The sequence below is a fragment of the Streptomyces sp. NBC_01775 genome, from assembly GCF_035917675.1.
Taxonomy (GTDB): domain Bacteria; phylum Actinomycetota; class Actinomycetes; order Streptomycetales; family Streptomycetaceae; genus Streptomyces.
In genome coordinates, this window is sequence record NZ_CP109104.1 from 5751677 (window position 1) to 5776130 (window position 24454).

General features: G+C 73.8%; 14 protein-coding genes. 12 read left to right on the forward strand and 2 right to left on the reverse strand.

Translation table 11 applies throughout. From position 1 onward, the window contains the following. The first annotated feature begins 20 nt into the window (after nucleotides 1–20). Nucleotides 21–2180, forward strand: coding sequence for a hypothetical protein (locus OHB04_RS25665; protein WP_326690007.1), 2160 nt, complete (start codon nucleotides 21–23; stop codon nucleotides 2178–2180). Here OHB04_RS25665 and OHB04_RS25670 read toward each other — a convergent pair. Beyond that, nucleotides 2138–4777, reverse strand: a complete 2640-nt coding sequence (locus OHB04_RS25670; protein ID WP_326808407.1) for a glycosyltransferase — start codon at nucleotides 4775–4777, stop codon at nucleotides 2138–2140. The genes OHB04_RS25665 and OHB04_RS25670 overlap by 43 nt on opposite strands. A gap of 261 nt (nucleotides 4778–5038) precedes the next feature. On the opposite strand from OHB04_RS25670, the gene OHB04_RS25675 reads away from it, so the two are divergent. From OHB04_RS25675 to OHB04_RS25685, 3 genes are all read left to right on the forward strand, one after another. Beyond that, entirely contained in the window at nucleotides 5039–6337 is a 1299-nt protein-coding gene (locus tag OHB04_RS25675) for an acyltransferase family protein (RefSeq protein WP_326690009.1), read from the forward strand. Further along, nucleotides 6337–7728, forward strand: a complete 1392-nt coding sequence (locus tag OHB04_RS25680; RefSeq protein WP_326690010.1) for an acyltransferase family protein — start codon at nucleotides 6337–6339, stop codon at nucleotides 7726–7728. The genes OHB04_RS25675 and OHB04_RS25680 overlap by 1 nt, the downstream gene beginning before the upstream one ends. 263 nt (nucleotides 7729–7991) lie before the next feature. After that, entirely contained in the window at nucleotides 7992–8918 is a 927-nt protein-coding gene (locus OHB04_RS25685; protein ID WP_326690011.1) for a class I SAM-dependent methyltransferase, read from the forward strand. A gap of 67 nt (nucleotides 8919–8985) precedes the next feature. Here OHB04_RS25685 and OHB04_RS25690 read toward each other — a convergent pair whose 3' ends face one another. Continuing rightward, the gene (locus tag OHB04_RS25690) at nucleotides 8986–10956 is read right to left on the reverse strand and encodes a hypothetical protein (protein ID WP_326808408.1); all 1971 of its coding nucleotides are present in this window, start codon (nucleotides 10954–10956) and stop codon (nucleotides 8986–8988) included. 334 nt (nucleotides 10957–11290) lie between these two features. Here OHB04_RS25690 and OHB04_RS25695 point away from each other — a divergent pair, with 334 nt between their 5' ends. From OHB04_RS25695 to OHB04_RS25730, 8 genes are all read left to right on the forward strand, one after another. Then, nucleotides 11291–11905: an acyltransferase gene (locus OHB04_RS25695; RefSeq protein WP_326692899.1), complete on the forward strand. Its 615-nt coding sequence runs from the start codon at nucleotides 11291–11293 to the stop codon at nucleotides 11903–11905. A gap of 153 nt (nucleotides 11906–12058) precedes the next feature. After that, nucleotides 12059–13174 carry a DegT/DnrJ/EryC1/StrS family aminotransferase gene (locus OHB04_RS25700; protein WP_442814946.1) on the forward strand — a complete coding sequence of 372 codons (1116 nt, stop codon included), beginning with the start codon at nucleotides 12059–12061 and terminating at the stop codon, nucleotides 13172–13174. Next, nucleotides 13171–14301 carry a Gfo/Idh/MocA family oxidoreductase gene (locus OHB04_RS25705; protein ID WP_326690014.1) on the forward strand — a complete coding sequence of 377 codons (1131 nt, stop codon included), beginning with the start codon at nucleotides 13171–13173 and terminating at the stop codon, nucleotides 14299–14301. Before OHB04_RS25700 ends, OHB04_RS25705 begins: the two co-directional genes overlap by 4 nt. Beyond that, nucleotides 14298–17078 carry a glycosyltransferase family 4 protein gene (locus OHB04_RS25710; RefSeq protein WP_326808409.1) on the forward strand — a complete coding sequence of 927 codons (2781 nt, stop codon included), beginning with the start codon at nucleotides 14298–14300 and terminating at the stop codon, nucleotides 17076–17078. Before OHB04_RS25705 ends, OHB04_RS25710 begins: the two co-directional genes overlap by 4 nt. A 140-nt stretch (nucleotides 17079–17218) precedes the next feature. Further along, a complete protein-coding gene (locus OHB04_RS25715; RefSeq protein WP_326808410.1) occupies nucleotides 17219–19930 on the forward strand; it encodes a glycosyltransferase in 2712 nt (903 codons plus the stop codon). Nucleotides 19931–20284: 354 nt separating this feature from the next. Further along, nucleotides 20285–22123 carry a glycosyltransferase family 4 protein gene (locus OHB04_RS25720; RefSeq protein ID WP_326809523.1) on the forward strand — a complete coding sequence of 613 codons (1839 nt, stop codon included), beginning with the start codon at nucleotides 20285–20287 and terminating at the stop codon, nucleotides 22121–22123. Continuing rightward, on the forward strand, nucleotides 22026–23273 hold the full coding sequence (locus tag OHB04_RS25725; RefSeq protein WP_326809524.1) for a nucleotide sugar dehydrogenase: 1248 nt from the start codon (nucleotides 22026–22028) through the stop codon (nucleotides 23271–23273). The genes OHB04_RS25720 and OHB04_RS25725 overlap by 98 nt, the downstream gene beginning before the upstream one ends. Continuing rightward, nucleotides 23270–24376, forward strand: coding sequence for a glycosyltransferase family 2 protein (locus OHB04_RS25730; RefSeq protein WP_326690017.1), 1107 nt, complete (start codon nucleotides 23270–23272; stop codon nucleotides 24374–24376). Before OHB04_RS25725 ends, OHB04_RS25730 begins: the two co-directional genes overlap by 4 nt. Nucleotides 24377–24454 lie beyond the last annotated feature (78 nt).

The window sequence follows — 24454 nt, forward strand, 5'->3', positions numbered from 1 at the left end:
TACGGTGAAGTGTGGGTGCGGTGGTGAAGAGCGCGGACGAGGGCCGGTCCGGCGCGCGGTCGGCGCGCAGGACCGCCGAGTCCTGCGCTGCGCTGGCCCTGCTGGCTGCCGGATACGTGCTCCAGGTTCTCGGCGCTCTGGGAAAGAGCGCGTCCCTCGTCATCGCCGGCGCGGTCTTGGGGGTCCTGGCCGACATCCTGGTACTGCGCCGCGAGCGGGCCCTGGCGCGGCGGCTGGCGCGGGCCCAGTGCACGGCCGCCGTGCGGCAGATGGTGCGGGACGCGCTGCTGCTGGGCGGCCTGGCCGGGCTGGATGTCCTGCGCCCAGGAGGTCGGGGCGGCCTGCTGCTGCCGGCTGTGCTGGCCTGCTGGGTGCTGCACTTCCTGTGCCAGGCCGTGGCGGGCGCGGTGCGCACCAGGCGGCGGCTGCCCGTCGTCACCCGCAACATCGACGCGTCCGGCCTGCGCCCGAGCGCGGGCCCGCCCGGGCTGTTCGTACGCCGGGGGCCGCTGCGGCTCGCCGTCGTCGGAGTGCTGGTGACCGCGGCGATGGCCGTGTCCGCCGGGACGGGGGAGCCGCTGTGGGCCGAGAGCGTAGCGGTCTGCTGCGGGGCCGTGCTGCTGGCCGGGACGGCGTATCTGGCCACCTGGCTGCTCCCGGGCAAGCGGGTGGCGAGCGAGGAGGAGGCGCTGGCCTGGCTGGAGGGCTGGCTGGCCGGATACCGCCCGACGGTGGGCCTGTACTTCTCCGGCGGCAACGCCTCCGCCTACCAGGCGAACATGTGGCTGACCACGCTCTCCGAGCTGGACGGCCGGCCGCTGATCGTGCTGCGTGAGCGGTTCATGGTGCAGAAGATCGAGGCCACCGACGTGCCGATCCTGTGCGTGCCCAAGGTCGCCCATCTGATGCGGCTGGAGCACTCCACGCTCAAGGTGCTGCTCCATCCGGCGAACTCGGGAAAGACCTCTCAGGTTCTGCGTATCCCCACTCTCAAACATGCCTTCATCAACCACGGCGAGAGCGACAAGCTCTCCTCCTGCAACCCCTACGCCAAGGCGTACGACCAGGTGTGGGTCGCGGGCGAGGCGGCCCGCGAGCGGTACGCGCAGGCCGACATCGGAGTGGAGGACAAGGACGTGGTCGAGGTCGGCCGCCCCCAGCTGGCCCCCATCGAGCCCGCCCCGGCGCGCGAAGGGGCGTACCGGCGCGCGTATCTGACGGTGCTGTACGCGCCCACCTGGGAGGGCTGGACCGACGACCCCGGCAACACCTCCGTGCTGCTCGCGGGCGAGGCGATCGTCTCGGCGCTGCTGGCCGACCCCGGCGTGCGGCTGCTCTACAAGCCGCACCCGATGACCGGCTCGGTCGACCCCCGCGCGGGCGCCGCCGACCGTCGCATCCGCGCCCTGATCGCGCACGCGGATGCCGAGCGGGCACGGGAACACGCGCGCGAACCCCACGGCGGCCGGGCAGGGCGCGAGGCCGTCGCCGCACTGGATGAGGCGACCCGGCGGCTGGACGAGCTGACCCGCTCCGCCTTCCGTCCGGATGCCGACGAGGTGGAACGGATGCTGCGTCAGCCCGCTCCGGAACCCGGCCGCGCCCTGGCGGTCGCCGAGGCGACGCGGGCGTGGGAGGCGGCCTTCTGGGCGTCGCTCCCCGCCTGGGAGCACCAGGTCGTCACGGGAGGGCGCCCGACGATCTTCAGCTGCTTCAACGAGGCGGACCTGCTCGTCTCCGACGTGTCCTCCGTCGTCTCGGACTACCTCAGCAGCGAGAAGCCCTACGCCGTCGTCAACACCGGCGGCCTGGACGAGGAGGGCTTCCGCACCGCCAACCCGACCGTCCGCGCCGCCACGATCCTGGGACCGGACGGCGCGGGCGTCCCCGAACTGCTGGCGGCCGTGCGGCTCCCGGAGGAGGACCGGCTGGCCCCGGCCCGCGCCGCGCTGAAGGTACGGCTGCTCGGCCCGGCCGAGCCCCCCTCACTCGTGCGCTTCAACCGCGCGGTGCACGCCCTCGCCGCCGAGGCCGAGGCCCGCGAGGAGCGGGCGCAGCGGGTGGCGGAGCGGGCCGCCGAGCTGCGCCCGGTGGACGCGGACGCCGAGGTCGAGACGGAGCGTGAGCTGACCCGCTCTCAGGCGCTGGTCGAGGAGCTGGGCGACTCCGAAGGGTTCTGAGCCCCGGCGGCGTCGGCCTGCCGCTCCCCGGCGGTGCCTTCGTGCGCGGTGGCGGGCTCCTGGCGGACGGGCCGGAGGATGAGGACGAGGTTGTTGTTCAGCGAGAAGTACAGCTGCACGGCCAGGTCGCTGCCGCCCAGCCGGGCGCGCGGGGAGATGTCGGTCTGCTTGCGGTCCGCCAGGTCGCCGAGCAGCCGCCCGAGCCGTACCGGCGCGCGGCCCTCGGCCGGGCGCAGCCACAGGTCCCACACGTCCTCGGCGGCGCCGTCGGCGAAGGCGGCGGGCAGCTCGTAGGGCAGTTCGACGGTGACCGTGTGCGGGCCGTCCGGCTCCTGCTCGCTGCCGCCGTCGGTGCCGGGGGTGGTGCTGGTGTTCGTGCGCGTGCTTGTGCCAGGGCTGGTGTGGGTGCGGCGTGTTGCGGGGCCGTCGGCTCCGGGGCCGCCCAGCAGGCCGTTGTCCGCGTTCAGTTCGCCGGGGAGGCCGTTGTCCGGGCCGAGCCTGGCCGGAAACTCGAAGGCGTGGTCCGGATTCCGGCGCGGAACGGCCACCAGGACAGGGCCGGCGCCCTCCTGGCCCTCGCCGGCCGGACCGTGTGCCGCCTCGCCGTAGAGCCTCGCCCGGAGGGTGAAGCCCTCGGGATCCAGCGCGATCGAGGTGACCTCCGCGTGCCCGGCGCGATGCCAGGCGCGTACGGCGAGATATCCGTCGCCCGTGGTGTACGGGATCCACGGGGCGAACGCCCCGTCCTGGTCCAGCGGCGGGGGCAGCGTCAGCAGCCGCGCGGTCTCGACCATGGCGGCCTGGACCCGCTTGCGCTTGCCGTCCGAGCCGCGCTCCACATACGCGTCCCAGCGTGCCTCGGACAACTTCTCGGCGGCGCGCGAGACGCGGACCCCGACCCAGCCGTCGGCGTCGGCGTGGACGCGCGCGGGCAGCGGCATGCGCAGCGGCTCCTCCGCGTCCCGCCGTCGGGGACGCAGCACGAAGGCCGCCGGTCCCGAGGGGAGCTTGTCGGCGCGCAGCCGCACCAGCAGCGAGCCGTCCCGCTCGACCCGCACCCGCGCCACCGGACGCCGGAGGCGCTTGGGGGTCCCCTGCTTCGGCTTGCGGACTCTGCGCAACAGGGGACGCAGAACCCGGGCGAGGAGACGGCGCGGGGTGAGCGGGCGCCGGGACCCGGCCGAAGGCGCGGTGCGACGAGCGGCCCGGGCCGCGGGCTCGGACGGAGCGCCGGCATCCGGTGCGGCCTTGCCCGTGGGTTCCGTGTTTCCCGCGCTGTTCGCGCTGCCAGTGCTGCCCGCGTTGCCCGTACCGCTCGGGTCCGATCTGCCTTCGCCCTCGGACGTCGCGTCCGGGCTGGGCGTGCCCGGGCTGAGCGTGCCCGCGATGTCGGACTCGCTCAGGTTGCCGACGGCCGCGTGGGCACCCCGGCGCTTCGTCAGGAGCTGTTCGATGAGGCGTTCGTACTCGCCGGCGATGCGCTGCGGCGCGTAGCGGGCCGCCTTCTGGAGCGCGGCCCGGCTCATCCGGGCGCGCAGGTCCGGGTCTTCGATGAGCTGGAGGAGCGCGTCGGCGTAGGCGCGCACCGTGAGATCCTCGCTCTCGCCCAGGGGGGAGAGCAGGCCGTCCTTGCCGTTGGCGATGATCTCGCCCGGCCCGTAGCGGCAGTCGGTGCTGACGACCGGGACGCCGCAGTGCATCGCCTCCACCAGCGTCATGCCGAAGGATTCCGCGTCGGAGGAGACCGCGGCGATCGAGCCCTTGGCCCACTCGGTCTCGATGGGGGAGTGGGCGCCCATCAAGAAGGCACGGTCGTAGAGGCCGAGTTCGTTGATGAGGCCGCGGAGGGGGGCGTGCTGCTTGCCCCGGCCGTACAGGCGCAGCGACCAGTCCGGATGCTTCTGCGAAACGAGGGCGAAGGCGCCCAGCAGCCGGTCGTAGCGCTTGACCTTGATGAGGCGGCCGGCGGCGACGATCAGCTTGGCCTGTCCGTCGGAGGGCTCCACACCGGTGGCCGGCACGGCGTTGGGGATGCAGACGATCTGCGCGGGGGTGCCGGGGAGGGCGCCCCGGTAGTCGGCGGCGTCCGCGTAGGAGACGGTGACGAACGCGTCCAGTTGTGCGATCGACGCGTCCTGGTGGGTGCGGATGTGGTCGCTGTGCATCGCGTGCGTCAGGTGTTCCTGGCCGATGCGCAGGTAGCGGTCGGTGCCGTATCCGGCGAGATAGTCGTTGATCTTCGGCCGGGTGCCGATCACGACGTCCGCTTCCAGGTCCGCGAGCAGCTCTTCGAGACGGACGTCGCCGAGGCGGGTGGAGATGCCGCGCTCGAAGTGGTCGTGGCCCTCGACGAAGCGTTCGCTGGGCTGACGGTAGAGCGGGTGGTCCCCGTCGTAGGCGTCCGAGGAGCGGCGCAGGTCGATCAGGGAGGTCTGGGTGACCCGGGGGTCGAACGTGAGCGCGGGCTCATCGCGTGTCCTGCGCAGGCTGACGACCTCGACCTGATGCCGCTCGGCCAGCGCCCCGGAGAGGTTCACCGTCGACCTGATCGTCCCGCCGATTCCATAGGCGTTGTCCAGCAGGAACACGATCTTCATCCTGGGCTCCGCTTTCTGTTGCGTGCGGTGGTGCGGGTGTGAGGGCGCGTACCGAAGGTGACGCGGGGGGTCTCCGGTGCACGCGTGGAGCTGTCTGGGCGACAGTTAGCCCGTGTTGCGCCATTATTCCCTTCAATCATTAGAGGCGCGATATGCAGGATTTGAGTGCTAGTGAGCTCTTAACACTCCTCTGTCCCTCATTCGGCCCTGAAGCGGCATGCCGCGGCGGGGAGTCACAAAACCGCGCTTACTGTCTGATCAATGGCCCCCGAGATCATCGACCCGGACGGGCCGGGCGGCGCCGACGGCCGCCCGGCCGCTTCAGCCCTGCCCGGCGAGGCGCCGGGCCTGTCCGACGAAGCGGCTTCGTCCCGTGAAGCGCCGGTTCTCTCCGACGAGTTGCCGGCCCTGTGCGATGGGGCGGCCCTGTCCCGCGAGGTGGCTCGGTCCGGCGAGGCGGTTCCGTCCGGCGAGGCGGCCAAGGCCGGGGAATCCGGCACGGTGGAAGTGGGCGCCCCGGCTCCGGAACGGGATGCCTTTCTCGACAATGCGAAATTCCTGCTCATCGTTTTGGTGGTCGTCGGACACACCTGGCCGATGGGGCTGATCGAGGGGTCCCGCAGCGTCAAGACCGCCTACTTGTGGATCACGGTCTTCCACATGCCGGCCTTCGTGCTGCTCAGTGGCTATTTCTCCCGGAGCTTCACCGGCCGCCCCGCGCAGCTGCGCAGGCTGGTGGCGGGGGTTCTGGTGCCTTACCTGATCTTCGAGGTCCTGTACGCCGGGCTGGAGTCCGTCGTCTGGGACAAGCCGTTCCGGCTCACGCCGACCGAGCCGACGTTCCTGTGCTGGTTCCTGGCGGCGCTGTTCGTATGGCGGCTGACGGTGCCCCTGTGGCGGGTGGTGCCGTGGGCGGTGCCCGTCACGGTGCTGGTCTCGCTCGCCGCCGGCACCACCACCATGGGCTACGACCTGGCGCTGCCGAGGGTGCTGATGTTCCTGCCGTGGTTCGTGCTGGGCCTGCGGCTGCGGCCCGTGCACCTCACCCGGCTGCGCGACAGCGTCTGGGCCCGGCGGTGCGCGCCGCTGGTGCTGGGCGCGGGCGTGGCCGCGGCGTACGCGCTGGCGCCCGGCACGGATGTGCACTGGCTGTGGATGAGCTACGGCCAGGACGCGCTGGGGGTCGGTCTTGTGCCGTATCTGCTGGTCAGGGTGGCGCTGTTCGCGGCCACCGGACTGATGACGGCCGCCTTCCTCGCGCTGGTGCCGCGCCGTACGTCGTGGCTGACCGCGCTGGGGGCCGTGACGCTGTACCCGTATCTGCTGCACGGACTGCTGATGATGGCGGCCCACGCCTACAGCTGGGACGCGCCGCTGCGTCCGCTGGGACCCTCCGGGGCCGCCCTGCTGACCGCGTGCGGGGCCGCCACCGCCGTGCTGCTGTCGACCGCGCCCGTACGACGGCTCGCGCGGCCCCTGATCGAGCCGCGTGTGCCCGGCCTGAACCGGCCACGGCACGGGCGGCGCTCGCCCGGAACGAGTGAGCCAAGGACGGCGTGATGGCCTGGGAATCTTTCACCGACATCCGCGCGGCACGTGGCACCGCCGCCGCCGCGCTCTCCGACGTGTACCCCGCCCGCCCCTTCCCCTCGCCTGCCGAGGGCGGAGGGCCGCCGGGGCCGCCGCCACCGGGACCGGCGCTGCCCGCGCCCACACCCGGCGCGACGGGTACGAGCGGCCACCCCACGGGCTCGCGCGGCCGTCCCACAGGCACGAGGGACCGCGCGGCGGGCACCGACGGCCCCTCCGCCCCGGCGGAGGTGGTGCGCGAGGCCGCGCGCGTCCCCGGCCCGGACAGCAGGGCGGACCGTACCCGGGGGCGCGCGCCCAACGGTGCCTTGGTGGCGAGCAGCGTGAACGGGCGCGACCCGTTCCTGGACAACGCCAAGTTCCTGCTGGTCGTCCTGGTGGTGCTCGGGCACAACTGGAGTCCGGTCGCCGACGGCATGCGCGAGGTGAAGGCCGCCTGGCTGCTGGTGTACGCCTTCCACGTGCCCGCGCTCGTGCTGCTGTGCGGCTACTTCTCGCGCGGCTTCACCGGCCGCCCCGAGCAGATCCGCAGGCTGCTGGTGCGGTTGCTGGTGCCCTACCTGCTCTTCGAGACGGCCTACAGCGGCGTCTACACGCTGTGCTGGAACCGGCCGTTCATCGTCACGCCCACTGAACCGAGCTACCTGTGCTGGTTCCTCGTCGCCCTGTTCGTGTGGCGGCTGACCGCTCTGCTGTGGCGCGCGGTGCGCTGGCCCGTCGCGTTCGCGGCGCTGGTGTCGGTGCTGGCCGGTTTCACCGAGCTGGGGCCCGAGCTGGCCCTGCCGCAGACGCTGATGTACCTGCCGTGGTTCGTGCTCGGGCTGCGGCTGCGGCCGGAGCACCTGCGTCCGCTGCGCAACCCGGCGGCCCGCCGGTGGGCGCTGCCGGTGATGGTGGCGGGAGCGGCGGGGGCCTGGTGGGCGGCGCCCCGGGTGGGCCGCGGCTGGCTGCTGATGGAGCTCAGCTACGAGCGGCTGGGCGTGCCGGTGCTCCAGTACGTCGGGGTGCGGGTGGCGCTGTTCGGGATCGGCGCTGTCCTGGTGGCGGCCTTCCTGGCGCTGGCGCCCTCGCGCCGCACCGGGTTCACGGCGCTGGGGGCGTGCTCGCTCTACCCGTTCCTGCTGCACGGGCTGGTCATCAAGGCCGTCGAGGGATTCGGGTGGTACCAGGCGGTGGTCGCCGGAGGGCTGCTCGCGGTGGCCGGGACCACGGTCGTGGCGGGTCTCCTCGCCGCCTTGCTGAGCGCGCCGCAGCTGCGGCGCGTCCTGCGGCCCCTTACCGAGCCGCCCTTCCCGGGCTGGCTGTGTCCGGGGCGGGGTGCCGAGGGCGGGTCGCTGACATGCACCGGAACGGCACGCTGAGGCGCCCCGGGGCCGGACCGCCGACCCGCTCCCGGCGTGGCCCGCCCACCCGGACCGGCGGGCCCGGTGACCAGCGGGTCACGGCCCGGTGACCGGCCCGGCGGGGCACGTAACGCCGGCTGAATGGCGAGTGGCCGGTGGGCGGCGGCGTGCGGAAGCTCTGCCGACCGCCCCCTCAGAGGCGTGCGCCGCCTCCCACCGGCCCCCTATACAGGGCCACAGGCCCCTCGCACGCCCCCGTCACCAGAGGAGACCCGCTCCCCATGACCACCGCAGCCACGTCCACCCCCAGCGCGGCGCAGCCCGGTCAGAACCTGCCCGAGCCGCCCCGCTCCTTCTACGACGTACCCGGATGGTTCTACCGCACCGACGTCATCCTCTTCGACTGGTTCCTGCGCAGGCAGCGGCAGCTGCGGCAGCGCGGCGACCTGCTGGAGATGGGCGCCTACATGGGCAAGAGCGCGGTGATGATGCGGGCTTATCTGGAGCATCCGGACGAGCGGTTCACCGTCTGTGACCTCTTCGACTCCGACGCACCGGATGAAGCCAACGGGCGCGAGATGCGGGGCTCCTACGCGACGCTCACCCGGCGCGCCTTCGAGGCGAACTTCCTGTCCTTCCACGACGAACTGCCCCGCATCGTGCAGGCCCCGACGACGGTCGTGCCGCAGGAGGTCGACGCGGACAGCTGTCGCTTCGTGCACGTCGACGCCTCACATCTGTACGAGCACGTGTACGGCGACATCCAGGCGGCGCGGCGGGTGCTGCGCCCCGACGGGCTCGTCGTCCTGGACGACTACCGCTCCGAGCACACCCCCGGGGTCGCCTGCGCGACCTGGCAGGCGGTGGTGGAGGGCGGGCTGCGGCCGGTGTGCGTCTCCGGGCACAAGTTCTACGGGACGTGGGGGGACGCCGAGCCCTGGCAGGACGCGCTGCACGAGGCGCTCACCGCGCGCGGCAAGTGCTGGTTGCAGTGGCAGGAGGTGGCGGGGCGGCGGCTGCTACTGGTGGGGGCGAAGAAGGCCGACGCGCCCGGTGTTCCGGTCTCGCGGCACGCACAGGGAGAGGGGGCGCGCACGGGGAGGGCTCCGCGCCGGCTGTCCCGGCGCGTGGCCGCCGATCTCCTGCCCCCTGTGCTGACCCGCGCTCTGCTCCGCGCCCGCGCGACCCGCACGGGACGCGCCCGCTGAGGACGAGCGCGTTCGCTGGAAAGAGTGCACCGGGACTTCGCTCAAGGTGCCGCTCGTCCGGATGCCCTCATTTTCCGGCGCCGCACACCGCGCGTTCGGCGTCCAGGGGGTCGGCGGGGATCCGCAGATGGGTGCGCTCCCAGGCGCCCGCCAGGTTGTCCAGGAAGCGGGCCGGGGTCAGCGGCGCCCGGGTGGAGGCCCGAAGTTCGGGCAGGGGGCCGCAGGTCAGGGCGTGGCGGGCGGCGGCCACCCGGCGGGGGTCGACACCGTAGGGGACGGGCGCCCCCGGCGCTGTCAGGTCGGCCAGGACCCACGCGCGGTCCAGCGGCTTCTCGTGGCCCGCCTTGCGGTCCTTCGTCGGCAGTGTGTGCGCGCCCAGCGGGTTGGCCAGGCCCAGGAGGTCGATGGCCCAGCCGTTGAGCGGCAGCACGGCCCCCGCGTTGCCCAGCCGTGCCTCGGCCCCGGCGAGCGGCGCTTCGACGTGCGGGGCCAGCGGGATGACCGGATACCCCGCGCCGCGCGGCAGCCGCAGCACCAGCCCGTGCAGCCGGGCGCGTGCGGTGCTGTGTACGACGTGGGTGAAGGGCCGGGGGTGCTCGGTGTGCGCGGCCTGCGTGACCGGATGCGGCTGTCCGAGGCCGTGGACGTAGACAGTGTGCGAGTCGTAGACGATCCGCTCGTCGGGGCTGTCCAGCGGTGGCCGCCACAGCGCGAGGCAGGCGGCGCCCCATACGCCGACGCTCACCGTGAGGACGGCGACGGCGCGGGTACAGGGCAGCAGCAAGACCGGGAGCAGCACCAGGAAGAGCGCGGGCAGCACCATCCGGCCGTGCATGAAGTCACCGCCGATCTTCACCACGAAGAACGCGGACAGCAGCCCCGCCAGCACCGGAGCCCCCCTCAAAACGGCGTCGGGCCCGCGCTCCCGGCCGGATGCCGGCGTCTCACGCCACAGGTCCGTGCGTTCCTTCAGGAGCATCCGGAGGACGCCCGCGCCCACGGCGAAGACGGCGAGCAGGGCGAGCGGCACCCACAGGCGGTACGGGCCCACGGTGTTGAGCAGGTAGTCCCAGCCGAACCGCCACTGCGTACCGGATGCTTCCTTGGCGAGGGCGGGAAGGGGGACGAGTACGCCGTAATAGCCCGCGCGGAAGATCTCGTACGCCACCGGCAGCCCGGCCGCCGCGCCGGCCCAGCGGAGCGTCATGCGCAGCGGGGGCCGCCACAACAGCAGCAGCGCCACCAGGAACACCCCGCTGACCAGGGCGAGATCGGGCCGTACGAGCGGCCCCAGGCCGAGCGCGAACGCCGTCCGGGTCAGCCCCCGGCCGTGCGGGTCCCACCCGTCCGGGCCCCGGCCGCGCGAGTCGGGTCCGGACTGCGCCTGCCCGGGGTGCGCCTGGCCGGAATGGGCCCGCCCGGGGAGGGACAGTCCGGGCAGGTCCCGGCCGGCGAGCGTCGAGTGGGACCGCGCCGTCTCCTGTCCGAGGCAGGCGCGGGCGCGCACGAGCAGCCACCAGCTGCCGCCCAGGTAGCCGAACGTCAGTCCGGTCTCCAGCCCCGAGGTCGCGTAGTCCCAGGTCGCGCACAGCGGCAGCAGCACCAGCACGCCCACGGGAAGCAGCGCTCCGGAGGGCCGGGCCACCCGGATCATCCGGCGCGTGCCGTCCAGGGCGAGTACGAAGCCCGCCACGGTCAGCAGCAGCCCCAGCACCACGGCCAGCCGCAGCGGGTCGTCCACGGCGGGGAGGGCGCTCCCGGCCGCGAGCAGCCACTGCCACAGCGTCCCGGTGGAGCTCTCGGCCCGCTCGCCCACGTTGTAGACGGGGCCGTTCCCGGCGAGGATCTGGCGGACCGCGCGGGTGTAGATGAGCGCGTCGTCGTTCGTCCAGCGATGTTGGTATCCGAGCACCAGGACGGTCGCGCCGCAGGCGGTGACGGCCAGCGCGTTCCAGCGCTGGGCCAGCGTGCCGGGCAGGCCGAAAGCCCGCGTTCCCCGAGCGGATTGGGGGACGGTGATCTCATCGGAACGGGACATGACGCCACCTTCGCCCGCTCCGGCCGGGCCCCTCGCCCACGGCACGCCGCCCGCGCCCGCCTCACCCGTGCGGCCCAGGCGCGCACCCGTGCGGCCCATGCGCGTACCCGGGCGGGCGCGCCGGGCGGGCCCGCGGCCGGAGGCGCGGTCATCCTCGGCCTCAGCACCGCCCCCAGTTGTTCGGCGAGGAGAGCCGGTCTTGAGTACAGAGAGCCGGTCTCCGGACAGAGAGCCGTTCTTCGGCACAGAGAGCGAGCCAGGCATGACCACCACCGACACCAGCTCGGAATCCGCCGCCTCCCGGCCCCGGCGCGACCAGCGCGCTCCGCGCACGATGCCCGGCGCGCAGGTGGCCGAGGACGCCGTCGTGGGCGACGGCACGACCGTGTGGGAGCTGGCACAGATCCGCGAGGGCGCGGTGCTCGGCGAGGACTGCGTCGTCGGCCGGGGCGCCTACGTTGGCCCCGGCGTGCGGATCGGGGCCCGCAGCAAGCTCCAGAACCACGCCCTGGTCTACGAGCCCGCCGAGCTGGGCGAGGGCGTCTTCGTCGGGCCCGCCGTCGTCCTCACCAACGACCGCACCCCGCGCTCCGTGGACACCGGCGGGGCGCTCAAGCGGGCGGGGGACTGGGAGGCGGTGGGGGTGACCGTCGCCGACGGTGCCTCGCTCGGTGCCCGTTCGGTGTGCGTGGCCCCCGTCCGGGTCGGGCGGTGGGCGATGGTGGCGGCCGGCGCGGTGGTCACCGCCGACGTGCCCGACTTCGCGCTGGTCGTGGGCGTGCCCGCGCGCCGGGTCGGCTGGGTGGGCCGGGCCGGGGCGCGGCTGCTCCCCGATCCGGGGATGCCCGGGCTGTGGGAGTGCCCGGAGACGGGCGAGCGCTACGAGGAGCGGGTGGCGAGCGACGGGTCCGCCGTGCTCACGCTCAGCGAGGCTGATCCCATGGCATAACGCTGTGTCTCCATGGCGGCCTCATCGTTCCCCCGTTCAGGCGCACGGGCGTGCGCTGAACGGGTGATTAGTAGGCCCGGTGTGCAACAACGCCCCCCGATGCGGGTCCACATAGGGCGAATCTGCCGGGGGTCTCCGGAGGGGCACACCGCCATGCAAGGGTCGCGAAAAGACATGATTCCGGCTGCCAAGCCAGTGATCGGTGACGAGGAGGTCGCCGCCGCCGTGCGCGTGCTGCGCGGCGGCCGTGTGGTGCAGGGGCCGGAGGTGGCGGCGTTCGAGGAGGAGTTCGGCGCGCTGGTCGAGGGCCGCGCGTGCGTCGCCGTCAACTCCGGCACCTCGGCGCTCCACCTGGCGCTGCTGGCGCTGGACATCGGGCCGGGTGACGAGGTGATCGTCCCCTCGTTCTCGTTCGCCGCGAGCGCCAACGCCGTACGGCTGGCCGGCGCCGAGCCCGTCTTCGCCGAGATCGACCCGGACACCTTCTGCCTCGATCCGGATGCCGTGGCAGAAGCGGTGGGGCCGCGCACCGCCGCGCTGATGCCCGTGCACCTGTACGGGCATCCGGCGCCGATGGGCAGACTCACCCAGCTCGCGCAGCGGCACGGGCTCGCCCTGGTCGAGGACGCCTGCCAGGCGCACGCGGCGGCGCTGCACGGGCGGCCCGTGGGCACGTTCGGCGACGCGGCCTGCTTCAGCTTCTACCCGACCAAGAACATGCACGCCCTGGAGGGCGGCATGGTCGTCGTACCGGATGAAGCACTGGGCCGCACCCTCCGGCTGCTGCGCAACCAGGGCATGGAGCAGCGCTACGAGAACGAGATCGTCGGCGCCAACATGCGGATGACCGACGTGTCCGCCGCCATCGGCCGCGTCCAGCTCGCGCGCCTGGAGGGCTGGACCGAACGGCGCCGCGCGAACGCCAAGGCCCTGGACGAGGGCCTCACCGGGCTGGCCGCACCAACCGTCGCCGACGGCGCCCGGCACGTCTACCACCAGTACACGGTGCGCGTCCCCGGCGGTGCCGAGGCGCGGGACGCGGTGCAGCGGGAGCTGGAGGCGGGCGGCGTGGGCTGCGCCGTCTACTATCCGACGCCCATTCACCGGCTGAAGCCCTACGCGCACCTGGGGGCCGATCTCCCGGTGACCGACGCGGCGGCGGCCGAGGTGCTCTCCTTGCCGGTGCACCCGCAGCTCACCGCCGACGACCTGGAACAGATCGTGGAGGCCGCCAACAGCGCGGCACGGAGCGTGGGGGTGGCCCGATGACGGCGACGACGACAGCGGCGCAGACCGGCACCGGAAAGGCGGCCAGGACGCTGCGCGCGGGACTGATCGGCCTGGGCGCCATGGGCCGCAACCACGCGCGGATCCTCTCCTCGCTCGACGGCGTCGAGCTGGTCGGCGCCGTCGACCCCGCCGGGGACCCGCACGGCAGCCTGCACGGCGCCCCGGTGCTGGCGGACGTGGCGGAGCTGCTGGAGCGCGGGGTCGACTACGCGGTGGTCGCCTGCCCCACGGCGATGCACGAACAAGTAGGCCTCCAGCTGGCGGAGGGCGGCGTGTGCGCCCTCATCGAGAAGCCGCTCGCCCACACGACCGAGGCGGCGCGGCGGCTCGTGGAGGCGTTCGAGGAGCGCGGCCTGGTCGCCGGAGTCGGCCACATCGAGCGCTTCAACCCCGCGCTCCAGCAGCTGCGGCAGCGGCTGGAGGCCGGGGAGCTGGGCGAGGTCTTCCAGGTCGTCACGCGCCGTCAGGGACCCTTCCCGCACCGGATCGCCGATGTCGGCGTGGTCAAGGACCTGGCCACCCACGACATCGACCTCACCAGCTGGATCACCGGGCAGGAGTACGCGTCCTTGTCGGCCCGCACGCTCTCCAAGAGCGGCCGGGACCACGAGGACATGGTCGCGGTGGTCGGCTCGCTGGCCGACGGCACCATGGTGAGCCACCTGGTGAACTGGCTCAGTCCGCTCAAGGAGCGGTTCGCCGCGGTCACGGGCGAGCGCGGCTGCTTCGTCGCCGACACGCTCACCGCCGACCTGACCTTCCACGCCAACGGCGCCGTGGCCACCGAGTGGGAGGCGCTGCGCGCCTTCCGGGGCGTCGCCGAGGGCGACACCGTGCGCTATGCCTTCCCCAAGAGGGAACCGCTGGTCGTCGAGCACGAACGGTTCCGGGACGCGGTCAGGGGCGAGAGCGGCGGGATCGTCACGGCCCGGGAGGGGCTGCGCACGGTCGAGGTCTCCGCCGCCGTGCTGGACTCCGCGCGCCGGATGACCGGAGTGCTGGGCACCACCACGCCCCTTGAGGTCGCCTCCGCCGTGATCACCTCGGGCTCGCCCCCGGCGCCGGAGGACCACGGGCTGGTCCCCCTCGCGGAGCCCACGGCATGACCGGGGCGGGGAGCGGGGCGGGAAGCGCGGCAGGGAAGGCGACCGAGCCCGGCGCCGGCACGAGTGCCGGGACCGAACAGCCGGAAACGGGGCCCGTACCGGGGCCGGGGCGGCTGCGTGCCGACCGGCCGCGGCTGGCCGTCATCGTGGGGAACTCCATCACCGGCGACTCCCGCGTCCAGAAGACCGCCGTCGCCGCGGCGCGGGCGGGCTGGGACGTGACGCTGGTGGGCCGCAGCCCCTCCAAGCGCCGCGAGCAGTCCGTGCTGGGCCCGGTCACCGTGCTCAAGGTGCCCGTCAACTCGCACATGCGCACGATCGCCGGTGCCGCGCGCCGCCGCCCGCGCCTGCGCAACCAGCTCACCCAGTGGGGCCTGCCGGACGAAGGCGCCTGGCTGCGCGTCCGCTCCTCGCACGCCGCGTGGGTGCGCGAGCACACGGCCCGCATCGGCTGGCTCGAACAGGCGGCGGACGACCCGCGTGCCGCGCTCGCCAAGAAGGCGCTCAAGAGCTGGGTTCGGCTGCGCCGGTACGCCCACAAGGGCCGCGGCAAGCTCTACCACTGGGAGCGCCGCCGCACCGAGGGCCCCATCGAGCCGCGCGCCGACTGGCGCGCCGACTGGCCCGAACTGGTCGACCTCGACCTGGCGTTCGGCCCCGTCATCGAGGAGATCGAGCCGGACGTCATCCACGCCAACGACGTCACCATGATCGCGGTGGGTGCGCGCAGCGCGGCCCGGCTGCGGGCCCGTGGCCGGCACACCTCCTGGCTCTACGACGCGCACGAGTACGTGCGCGGCATCGAGTGGCCCGACGCGGTGCGCCGCTCGGCCTTCCCCGGCGTGGAGGAGGCGTTCATCCGGCGGGCCGACGCGGTGGTCACCGTCTCGGGTGAACTCGCCGGCATCCTGCGCGAGGCCTACGCGCTGCCCGAGGAGCCGCTGGTCGTCGCCAACGCGCCCGTGCGCGAGGCCGTCAGCGCCTCGGCGGGCGAGCGGGCCTCCGTACGCGACGCGTGCGAACTCGGCCCCGATGTGCCGCTGCTGGTGTACGCCGGATGGATCGGGCCCGAGCGGGGCCTGGCCACCGCCGTGGAGGGCCTGGCCGAACTCCCGCACGCGCATCTGGCCCTGGTGGCGGGGCCCAAGCCGAACGCCACCCTCCAGGGGCTGCTCGCGCGGGCCGAGGAGCTGGGCGTGCGCGAGCGGGTGCATGTGGTGCCGTACGTGCCGCAGGAACAGGTGCCCGACTACCTTTCCTCGGCCGACCTCGGGCTGATCTGCTTCCGGCACGTGCCCAACTGCGAGATCTCCTTGCCCACCAAGGCAGCCGAGTACCTGCACGCGGGCCTGCCGATGATCACCAGCTCGGTGCGGACCCTGCGCAACTTCGTCGAGCGCACGGGCGTCGGCGAGGTGTTCGTCACCGAGGATCCGGAGTCCTTCGTCGCCGCCGTGCAGCGCGGGCTGGCCCGCCGCGGGGAGCTGGCCGCGCGGATCACCGAGCCGCTGCTGCGCGAGCTGTCCTGGGAGCAGCAGTCGGCCGGACTGCTCGGCCTCTACGAGCGGCTCGCGGGCCCCGGCACGGCGGCGCGGCTCGCCCCCAGCGAGGTGCCCTGGTCGGTGACCGAGCAGCCCGGCGTGGGCAAGCCCGGTCAGCCGCAGGCCGGCAGCGGGAACGGAACCGGAAACGGCCCGGCATCCGGTGCGCCGCAAGCGCTGCCCGGATGGCGCTCCCTGGAGGGCACACCCGTGCGCCTCGGCATGGGCTGCGCCAACTCCGCCGGACAGCTGGCGGGGTTCGCGCGGGCCCTGTGCGAGCGCCGCGAGGACCTGTCGGCCGAGGTCGTGATGCACACCCACGACCAGAGCGTCATCTATCCCGCCGACATCTACGCCGTCGGGGAGCGCACCGGCGACCTGGGCTTCCAGCTGGACCGGGCCCGGCGCGTCCTGGGCTCGTACACCCACTACCTCGCCGACTCCTTCACCCCCGCGCTCGGCCGACTCAACGGCGGCCACATCCAGGACGACCTGCCCTCCTTGCGCGCGGCCGGGATCAAGGTGGCGCTGCTGGCCCACGGCAGCGACGTACGCGACCCCGAGCGGCACATGAGCCGCTACGAGCACTCGCACTTCCACGCCGCCGACGAGGCCATCTTGTCGGCGCTCGCGAAGAAGAGCGCCCGCAACAGGCGCGTCGCCGCCAAGAGCGGGCTGCCCCAGTTCGTGACGACGCCGGACCTGCTGGACGACCTGCCGGGGGCGCGCTGGGCGCCGCTGGTGGTCGATGTCGAGGGCTGGGCCGGCGAGCGGCCGGCGATGGAGCGCAGGCGCCCCGTGGTGGTGCACGCGCCGTCCAAGCGCTGGACGAAGGGCACCGAACGGGTGGTGCCGGTGCTGGAGGAGCTGGAGCGCGCCGGCGCGATCGAGTTCCGGATGGCGACCGGGGTGCCCTGGGCGCGGGTGCGGGAACTGGTGCTGGAGGCCGACATCGTCATCGACCAGTTCGCCGTCGGCACCTACGGGACGTTCGCCTGCGAGGGCATGGCGGCGGGGCGGCCCGTCGTCGCCTTCCTGGACGAGCGGGTCCACCAGAACGTCGGCATCCGGCCCCCCGTCGTCAACGCCACACCCGGCACTTTGCATTCGGCGCTGGAATCCCTGCTGGACGACCGTGAATTCGCGATCCGTACCGCAAGGGAATCCGTTGAATATGTGCGCACCTATCACGACGGCACCTATACGGCGGGTGTGCTGGAAGGATTTCTGAGCTGAGCGACGGATTTATGAGCCTGAGCGGAGGTGTCGGCGGAGGCGTTCCTTCCGCTGCCCTGCCCCGCGTGCCAAGGTGATTTCTCCAGAATGAGTCAGTGGCGCGGACAGCGGGCCGCGCGGCGAGTCCAGGAGATTTCCCCATGGCGAATTCCGTCACCCGTCCGCGCCTGGCCGTCATCAGCTCAGGCGGAGTCAGCGGGGATTCCCGCGCGGAGAAGACCGCGGCAGCCGCGGCGCGCGCCGGATGGGACGTCACCCTCATCGGCCGCTCGGCCTCCACCCGGCGTGAGACCCACACCCGCGGCGGGGTCACCGTCATCAGGGTGCCGGTCGCCGCCGACATGCAGGAGCGCTCCTGGGCGCGCCGCACCCCGCGCGGACCGCGCGCCCGGCTCGCTCACTGGGGCCTGCCCGACGACCGCGCGCTGGCTCGCGCCCGCTCCGCACACGCCGCCTGGGTGCGCGAGCGCACCGCGCTGGTCGGCTGGCTCGGCGGATCCCCGGGCGACCCCGCCAACCCCGCGGCGCGGGTGCGGGCACAGGCGCTCAAAGGCTGGGTACGGCTGCGCAGACAGGCACACCAGGGCCGGGTGAGGCTCTACCGCATGGAGCGCGCACGCGGGGCGGCGGCGGTGCCCGGACCCGTCGGTGACTGGCGTGCGGACTGGCCCGCGCTGCTGGACTGGGACCTGGCGTTCGGCCCCGTCATCGAGGAGGTCGGGCCCGACGTCATCCACGCGGGAGGTGTCACCACCATCGCCGTGGGCGCGCGCAGCGCGGCCCGCCTGCGGGCCCGCGGCCTGCGGACCGCGTGGCTCTACGACGCGCACGAGCACGTGGCCGGGGTCCTGTGGCCGGACCGGGCGCGGGCCAGCGCCTGCCCGGCCGTGGAGGAGGAGTTCATCGGCAGGGCCGACGCGGTGACCGCCACCTCGGGCGGCCTGGCCCGCCTGCTGCAAGAGCGCTACGGGCTGTCCCGTACGCCCCTCACCGTCGGCGACGCGCCGGTGGCCCAGGCCGCGCGGGTCGCGCGCGCTGACCGGGACGGGCCCTCGGTGCGTGCGGTCTGCGGGCTGGAGCCCGAGGTTCCGCTGCTCGTGCACACCGGCAGGATCGCCCCCGACCGGGGCCTGACGACCGCGGTGGAGGCGCTCACCGAACTCCCCGGGACGCACCTGGCGCTGGTCTTCGACGGCGAACGCGGCCCGGACCTGCGGGCCGTGCTCGACAGCGCGGCGCGCGCCGGGGTGCGCGAGCGCGTGCATGTGCTGCCGTACGTGCCGCAGGCCCAGGTGCCCGGCTATCTCGCCTCAGCGGACCTGGGCCTGGTGTGCCGGCGCGCGACGCCGGACGGGGAGGTGGCGCTGCCCGCGAAGGTCGGCGAGTACCTGCATGCCGGACTGCCCGTGGTCACCACCGAAGTGCGGGCCGTACGGGCGCTCGTGCACCGGCACGGCGTCGGCACCGTCTGCCCCGCCGGGGACGCGCCGGCGCTGGCCGAGGCGGTCCGCGACGCACTGGAGCACCGGGGGGCGCTCGCACGGAACATCAGCGCCGCCCTCTTGGAAGAGCTGTCCTGGGAGCGGCAGTCGGCCGGGCTGCTGGAGCTGTACGCGACACTCGCCGGGCTGCCCACCGTGCCGGAGGACGGCAGTGGCCACGCGGCTCGGACCGGGGACGACCGCCCGGTCCTCACGCCCCGCGACCTGCCCTGGCCCGGCACCGGAAAGCGCGAGCGTCCCCGCAAGGCCGACCCGGAGGCCGGGATCTCGGTGCCCGACTGGCGGCCCGTCCCGCCCCAGGGCCAGCCGGGACAGCCGCGCGTACGGCTCGGCCTGGGCTGCGCCAACTACGCGGGCCAGCTGTCCGGGTTCGCCCGCGCCGTGTGCCGGGCCAGGTCCGACGTGGCGGCCGAGGTGACGATGCACACCACCGCCAGCCCGCTGACCGGATACCCGGCCAACGTCCGCATCCCCCGCGGCCAGCTGGGCGGGCGCGAGGTCAAGCTCGACCGCGTGAACAGGGTGCTCGGCGCCTATACGCACTACCTCGCGGACGCCTTCACCCCCGCGTTCGGATGGCTGAACGGACAGCACATCGAGGACGATCTGCCCGCGCTGCGCGGCGCCGGGATCGAGGTGGCGCTCCTGGCGCACGGCAGTGATGTGCGCGACCCCGAGCGCCACATGGAGCGCTACGCGCACTCCCTCTTCCACGCGGCGCCCGAGGACGTCCTGGCCGTACTGATCCGCAACAGCGCGCGCAACCGGAGGGTGGCGGCCGAGAGCGGACTGCCGCTGTTCGCGACCACGCCCGACCTGCTGGACGACCTGCCGGGCGCGAGCTGGGCCCCGCTGGTGGTCGACGTCGAGGGCTGGGCCTGCGAGCGGCCCGTGATGGAGCGCGAGCGGCCCGTCGTCGTGCACGCGCCCTCCAGGCGCTGGACCAAGGGCACCGAGCGGGTGATGCCGGTGCTGGAGGAGCTGGACCGCAGCGGCGCCATCGAATTCCGGCTGGCGGAGGGGATGCCGTGGTCGGTGATGCGGAAGCTGGTCAAGGACGCGGACATCGTCGTCGACCAGTTCGCCATCGGGACCTATGGGACGTTCGCCTGCGAGGGCATGGCGGCGGGCAAACCGGTCGTGGCGTTCACGGACGAGCGCGTGCACAAGGCCGTCGGCGCCGTCCCGCCCATCGTCAACGCGACCCCGGACACGCTCCGTACGGCGCTGGAATCCCTGCTGGACGACCGCGCCCTGGCGGCCCGTACGGGGGAGGAGTCGGTGGCGTACGTACGGACCTATCACGACGGGCGCTACACGGCCGGCGTGCTCGACGGCTTCTTGAGCTGAGGCGGCTTCTTGAGTTGCGGCGGCTTCTTGAGTTGCGGCGGCTTCCTGAGCCGAGGCAGCTTCCTGGGCTGAGGCGGCTTCCCGCACCGACCGGGGCCCGCCTTCCGGGCCGCCTCGAATTCCCGTGGGCGGAAACACGGGCGCGAAACACGGGTGCGGTGGTGAAAAGGCGTGCTGGATTCCCTTGCACTGTCGCCCGGGTTCCGCATCACCTCAAAGGCTCAATGGGTGAATAAGTCTTCTCGGCAGTACGGGCTCCACAAGGCGCGGATAGGCTCTTTCAGGGGCGAGAGAAAGGGGTGGCCCGTGGAGTTCGACACCGACCCCGAGGCCTTCGAAGCCGATCCGCCGGATATGCCGTCCGGCGGAAAGCGAGGCCGCATTGTGATGCTCGTGTGCAACGGAGTGGTCGCCGACTCCCGGGTGCAGAAGACCGCGCGCTCGGCGGCCGAGGCCGGGTGGGAGGTGACCTTGCTGGGCATGGCGCCCAACGGGAGGTCCACCTCCTGGCGCATCGGAGGGGCCGAGGTCCGGCTGCTGGCGGTGCCCACGCCGCTCGCCCATCCGCCGCGCGAGTCCCGCCGCCCCCTGCTGACCAGGCCGCTGGCCTACAAGCCGGGCACGACGGCCGGATACCGGCTCCAGCGGGTCAAGGCGTGGCGCGACGAACTGCACACGCGCCGGGCCGCCCTCGTGGCCGCGGCAGCCCCCACCCCCACACCGTCCGCCCCGCACGCCGAGCCCGGCGCGGACAGCGAACCCGGCCCGCAGGCCGCGCCCGGCAGCCCTCCCGCCGGCGCCCCGGGCGGCACCCCGGGCGGCACCCCGGGGCGGGTCTACGGCACCGCCCGGCTGGCGCTCCCCCGTGCGGCGGCGCGGCTCGCGAACGGGTGGGTGCGCTTCCGCAAGCGGCAGCTCGACGAGGGCCTCAAGGCGCGCGGCTCCGGCACCCTGCTGGACCGGGCGGGGGTCGCGTTCTGGCAGCGCGCCATGGGTGACCGGGCCTGGCGCAGGCTGTGGCCGAGCCTCTACGACTTCGAGCTGGCCTACGGGCCGGTCGTGGACGAGCTGCGCCCCGACCTCATCCACGCCAACGACTTCCGGATGCTGGGCGTCGGGGCGCGCGCCAAGACCCGAGCGCTGGCCGCGGGCCGGCCCGTGAAGCTGGTGTGGGACGCGCACGAGTTCCTGCCCGGGGTGCGGCCCTGGCTGGATGACGCGCGCTGGCTGCCCGCGCACATCGCGCACGAGCGCGAGTACGCGCCCTGCGCCGACGCGGCCGTCACCGTCTCCGACACGCTGGCCACCCTCCTGCGCGACACCCACGGGCTGCCCCGCGATCCCACCGTCGTCCTCAACGCCCCCGACGCCCACAGCACCGGGCGCTTCTCGCCGGAGGAGGACGGGGAGGTCCCCAGCCTGCGCGAGCTGTGCGGCATCGGCCCCGGCACCCCCCTCGTCGTCTACAGCGGCGGCGCCGCACCCCAGCGGGGGCTGGCCACCATGGTCGAGGCGCTGCCCTCGCTGCCCGGCGTGCACACCGCGCTGGTCGTCAACCGGCCCGGGTCCTGGTACGTGCGGCAGCTGCGCGAGCGGGCCGCCGCGCTCGGCGCCGGGGACCGGCTGCACGTCCTGCCGTACGTGCCCTACCGGCAGGTCGTCCCCTTCCTGTCGGAGGCGGACGCCGGCGCGATCCCCATCCACCACTGGACCAACCACGAGATCGCCCTGATCACCAAGTTCTTCGAGTACGCGCACGCCCGGCTGCCGCTGGTGGTCAGCGACGTGCGCACCATGGCCGCCACCACCCGTGAGACCGGCCAGGGCGAGGTCTTCCGAGCGGAGGACACCGCCGACTACGTGCGCGCAATACAGGCCGTGCTCGCCGACCCCGGCCGCTACCGCGCGGCGTACGAGGCGCCGGGACTCCTGGAGCGCTGGACCTGGGAGACACAGGCCCGAAGGCTCGACGAGGTCTACAGCGGGCTGCTGCGCGCCGCACCCCAGCAGGAACCGGACCAACGGGATCACCCAGAAGGAGACGGGAATGCGGATCTGTGTGGTGGCGCTCGGGAAGATCGGGCTGCCGCTGGCCGTGCAGTTCGCGGCCAAGGGGCACCGGGTGACGGGAGCCGACGTGAACCCGCGCGTGGTCGCGAGCGTCAACGACGGGGTGACGCCCTTCCCGGGTGAGGCGGGCCTGGACGAGCGGCTTCGTGAGGCGGTCTCGGCCGGGCGGCTGTCCGCGACCACCGACACGACCGAGGCCGTCTCGCGCGCGGAGGCCGTGGTGCTGGTCGTCCCGCTGTTCGTGGACGAGCGCGGCGCCCCCGACTTCGGCTGGCTGGACGGCGCCACCCGTGCCGTCGCCGCCGGGATGCGCCCCGGCACCCTCGTCAGCTACGAGACGACCCTGCCCGTGGGCACCACCCGCGAGCGCTGGGCGCCCCTGCTGGAGGAGGGCTCGGGGCTGGCGGCCGAGCGGGACTTCTCCCTCGTCTTCAGCCCCGAACGGGTGCTGACCGGGCGGGTGTTCGCGGACCTGCGCCGCTACCCCAAGCTCGTCGGCGGCATCGGCCCGGCCTCCGCCAAGGACGGGGTGCGCTTCTATGAGTCGGTGCTCGACTTCGACGTGCGCGAGGACCTGCCGCGCCCCAACGGCGTGTGGGACCTGGGCTCGGCGGAGGCGGCCGAGCTGGCCAAGCTGGCGGAGACCACCTACCGCGACGTGAACATCGCGCTCGCCAACCAGTTCGCCCGCTTCGCCGACCGGGCCGGTGTCGACGTCGAGGCCGTCATCGACGCCTGCAACACCCAGCCCTACAGCCACATCCACCGCCCCGGCATCGCCGTCGGCGGGCACTGCATCCCCGTCTATCCGCGCATGTACCTGTGGAACGACCCCGAGGCGGCCGTCGTGCGCAGCGCGCGCGAGACCAACGAGGGCATGCCCGACCACGCCGTCGAACTCCTCGCGGACGCCTACGGCGACCTGATGGGCGCCGAGGTGCTGGTGCTGGGCGCCGCCTACCGGGGCGGGGTGAAGGAGACCGCGTTCTCCGGGGTCTTCCCCACGGTCGCCGCGCTGCGCGAGCGGGGCGCCCGGCCGTATGTGTCCGATCCGATGTACGAGCCGGGCGAGCTGGCCGACCTGGGGCTGACCCCGCACACGGACCAGCCGGTGACCGCCGCCGTCGTCCAGGCCGACCACGCCGCCTACCGGGAACTGGCCGCCGACCACCTGCCGCACGTCCGGGTCCTGGTGGACGGCCGCCGCGTCACCGACCCCGCGCTGTGGGCCGGGGTACGGCGCCTGGTGATCGGGAACGGAGCGCTGCGATGAGCGAGGTGCCCGACGTCAGCGTCGTCGTCGCCGTCTACAACACCATGCCCTACCTCACCAGCTGTCTGGCCTCGCTCGGCGCGCAGACCCTCGACGAGCGGCGGATGGAGGTCATCGTCGTCGACGACGGCTCCACCGACGGGGGAACCGCCGAGATCGAGCGGTTCGCGGCCCGTCACCCCGGGCTGGTGGTCACCGTGTGGCAGCCCAACTCCGGCGGCCCCGCGGCCCCCAGCAACCGGGGCCTGGAGCTGGCGAGGGGGCGCTACGTCTTCTTCCTCGGCGCCGATGACCACCTCGCGCCCGAGGCACTGGAGCGCATGGTCATCACGGCCGACCGCTGCCGCTCCGACGTGCTGCTGTGCAAGATGGCCGCCGTGGGCGAGCGCACGGTGCCCACCGGCGTGTTCGCCCGCAGCTCGCCCGCCATCCGGCTGGTGGGCGACGGGCTGCCCTGGGCGCTGTCCAACACCAAGCTGTTCCGCCGCTCCCTGATCGAACGGCACGGCATCCGGTACGACGAGACGATGCCCGCCTTCAGCGACCAGCCGTTCGTGCTGGAGGCGTGCTTCCGCGCGGGCCGCATCTCCGTACTGGCCGACCAAGTCCACTACTTCGCCGTACGCCGCTCCGACTCCAGCAACATCACCTACCGGGCCGGGCCCGAGGTGCGGCTGCGCTGCGTGGAGCGGATCTTCGAGACGACCTGCCGCTTCCTGGACCCCGGGCCGCTGCGCGACGCCTTCCACCGGCGGCACTTCCACGTCGAGCTGTTCCAGCTGTTCGGCCCCGACTTCCCCGGGCTCGACCAGGGCGCGCGACAGAGGGTGTGCACGGGCGCGGCCCGGCTGATCGGGGCGCACGGCGACGGGGTGCTGGAGCGGCTCGACCTGCGCCGCCGCCGGACCCTGGAGCTGGCCTGGCGCGGCGATGTGGCCGCGCTGTGCGCCGAGATCGCCGCCGACCCGGAGCGCTCCCCGCGCAGCCCGGCCGCCGACAGCCGCTTCGCGCTGGTCCGCTGGCTGATGTCGCCCGTCCGCAGCAGCCGGCCCGTACGCAGCGGCCGGGCCGCGCACGGCGACGGCCGCCAGCCGGTGAGCTGACGCCGCACGGCCGGCTGACGCCGGCCGGTGGGCTGCCGGTCAGCGGGTGAGGATGAGCTGCCGATCGGCCGGTGAACT

Excerpts from the sequence above, each read along its gene's own strand:
- OHB04_RS25670 (WP_326808407.1), bottom strand. The coding sequence starts at position 4,777 with ATGAAGATCGTGTTCCTGCTGGACAACGCCTATGGAATCGGCGGGACG.
- OHB04_RS25675 (WP_326690009.1), top strand. The coding sequence starts at position 5,039 with ATGGCCCCCGAGATCATCGACCCGGACGGGCCGGGCGGCGCCGACGGC.
- OHB04_RS25680 (WP_326690010.1), top strand. The coding sequence starts at position 6,337 with ATGGCCTGGGAATCTTTCACCGACATCCGCGCGGCACGTGGCACCGCC.
- OHB04_RS25685 (WP_326690011.1), top strand. The coding sequence starts at position 7,992 with ATGACCACCGCAGCCACGTCCACCCCCAGCGCGGCGCAGCCCGGTCAG.
- OHB04_RS25690 (WP_326808408.1), bottom strand. The coding sequence starts at position 10,956 with ATGTCCCGTTCCGATGAGATCACCGTCCCCCAATCCGCTCGGGGAACG.
- OHB04_RS25695 (WP_326692899.1), top strand. The coding sequence starts at position 11,291 with ATGCCCGGCGCGCAGGTGGCCGAGGACGCCGTCGTGGGCGACGGCACG.
- OHB04_RS25700 (WP_442814946.1), top strand. The coding sequence starts at position 12,059 with ATGCAAGGGTCGCGAAAAGACATGATTCCGGCTGCCAAGCCAGTGATC.
- OHB04_RS25705 (WP_326690014.1), top strand. The coding sequence starts at position 13,171 with ATGACGGCGACGACGACAGCGGCGCAGACCGGCACCGGAAAGGCGGCC.
- OHB04_RS25710 (WP_326808409.1), top strand. The coding sequence starts at position 14,298 with ATGACCGGGGCGGGGAGCGGGGCGGGAAGCGCGGCAGGGAAGGCGACC.
- OHB04_RS25715 (WP_326808410.1), top strand. The coding sequence starts at position 17,219 with ATGGCGAATTCCGTCACCCGTCCGCGCCTGGCCGTCATCAGCTCAGGC.
- OHB04_RS25720 (WP_326809523.1), top strand. The coding sequence starts at position 20,285 with ATGCCGTCCGGCGGAAAGCGAGGCCGCATTGTGATGCTCGTGTGCAAC.
- OHB04_RS25730 (WP_326690017.1), top strand. The coding sequence starts at position 23,270 with ATGAGCGAGGTGCCCGACGTCAGCGTCGTCGTCGCCGTCTACAACACC.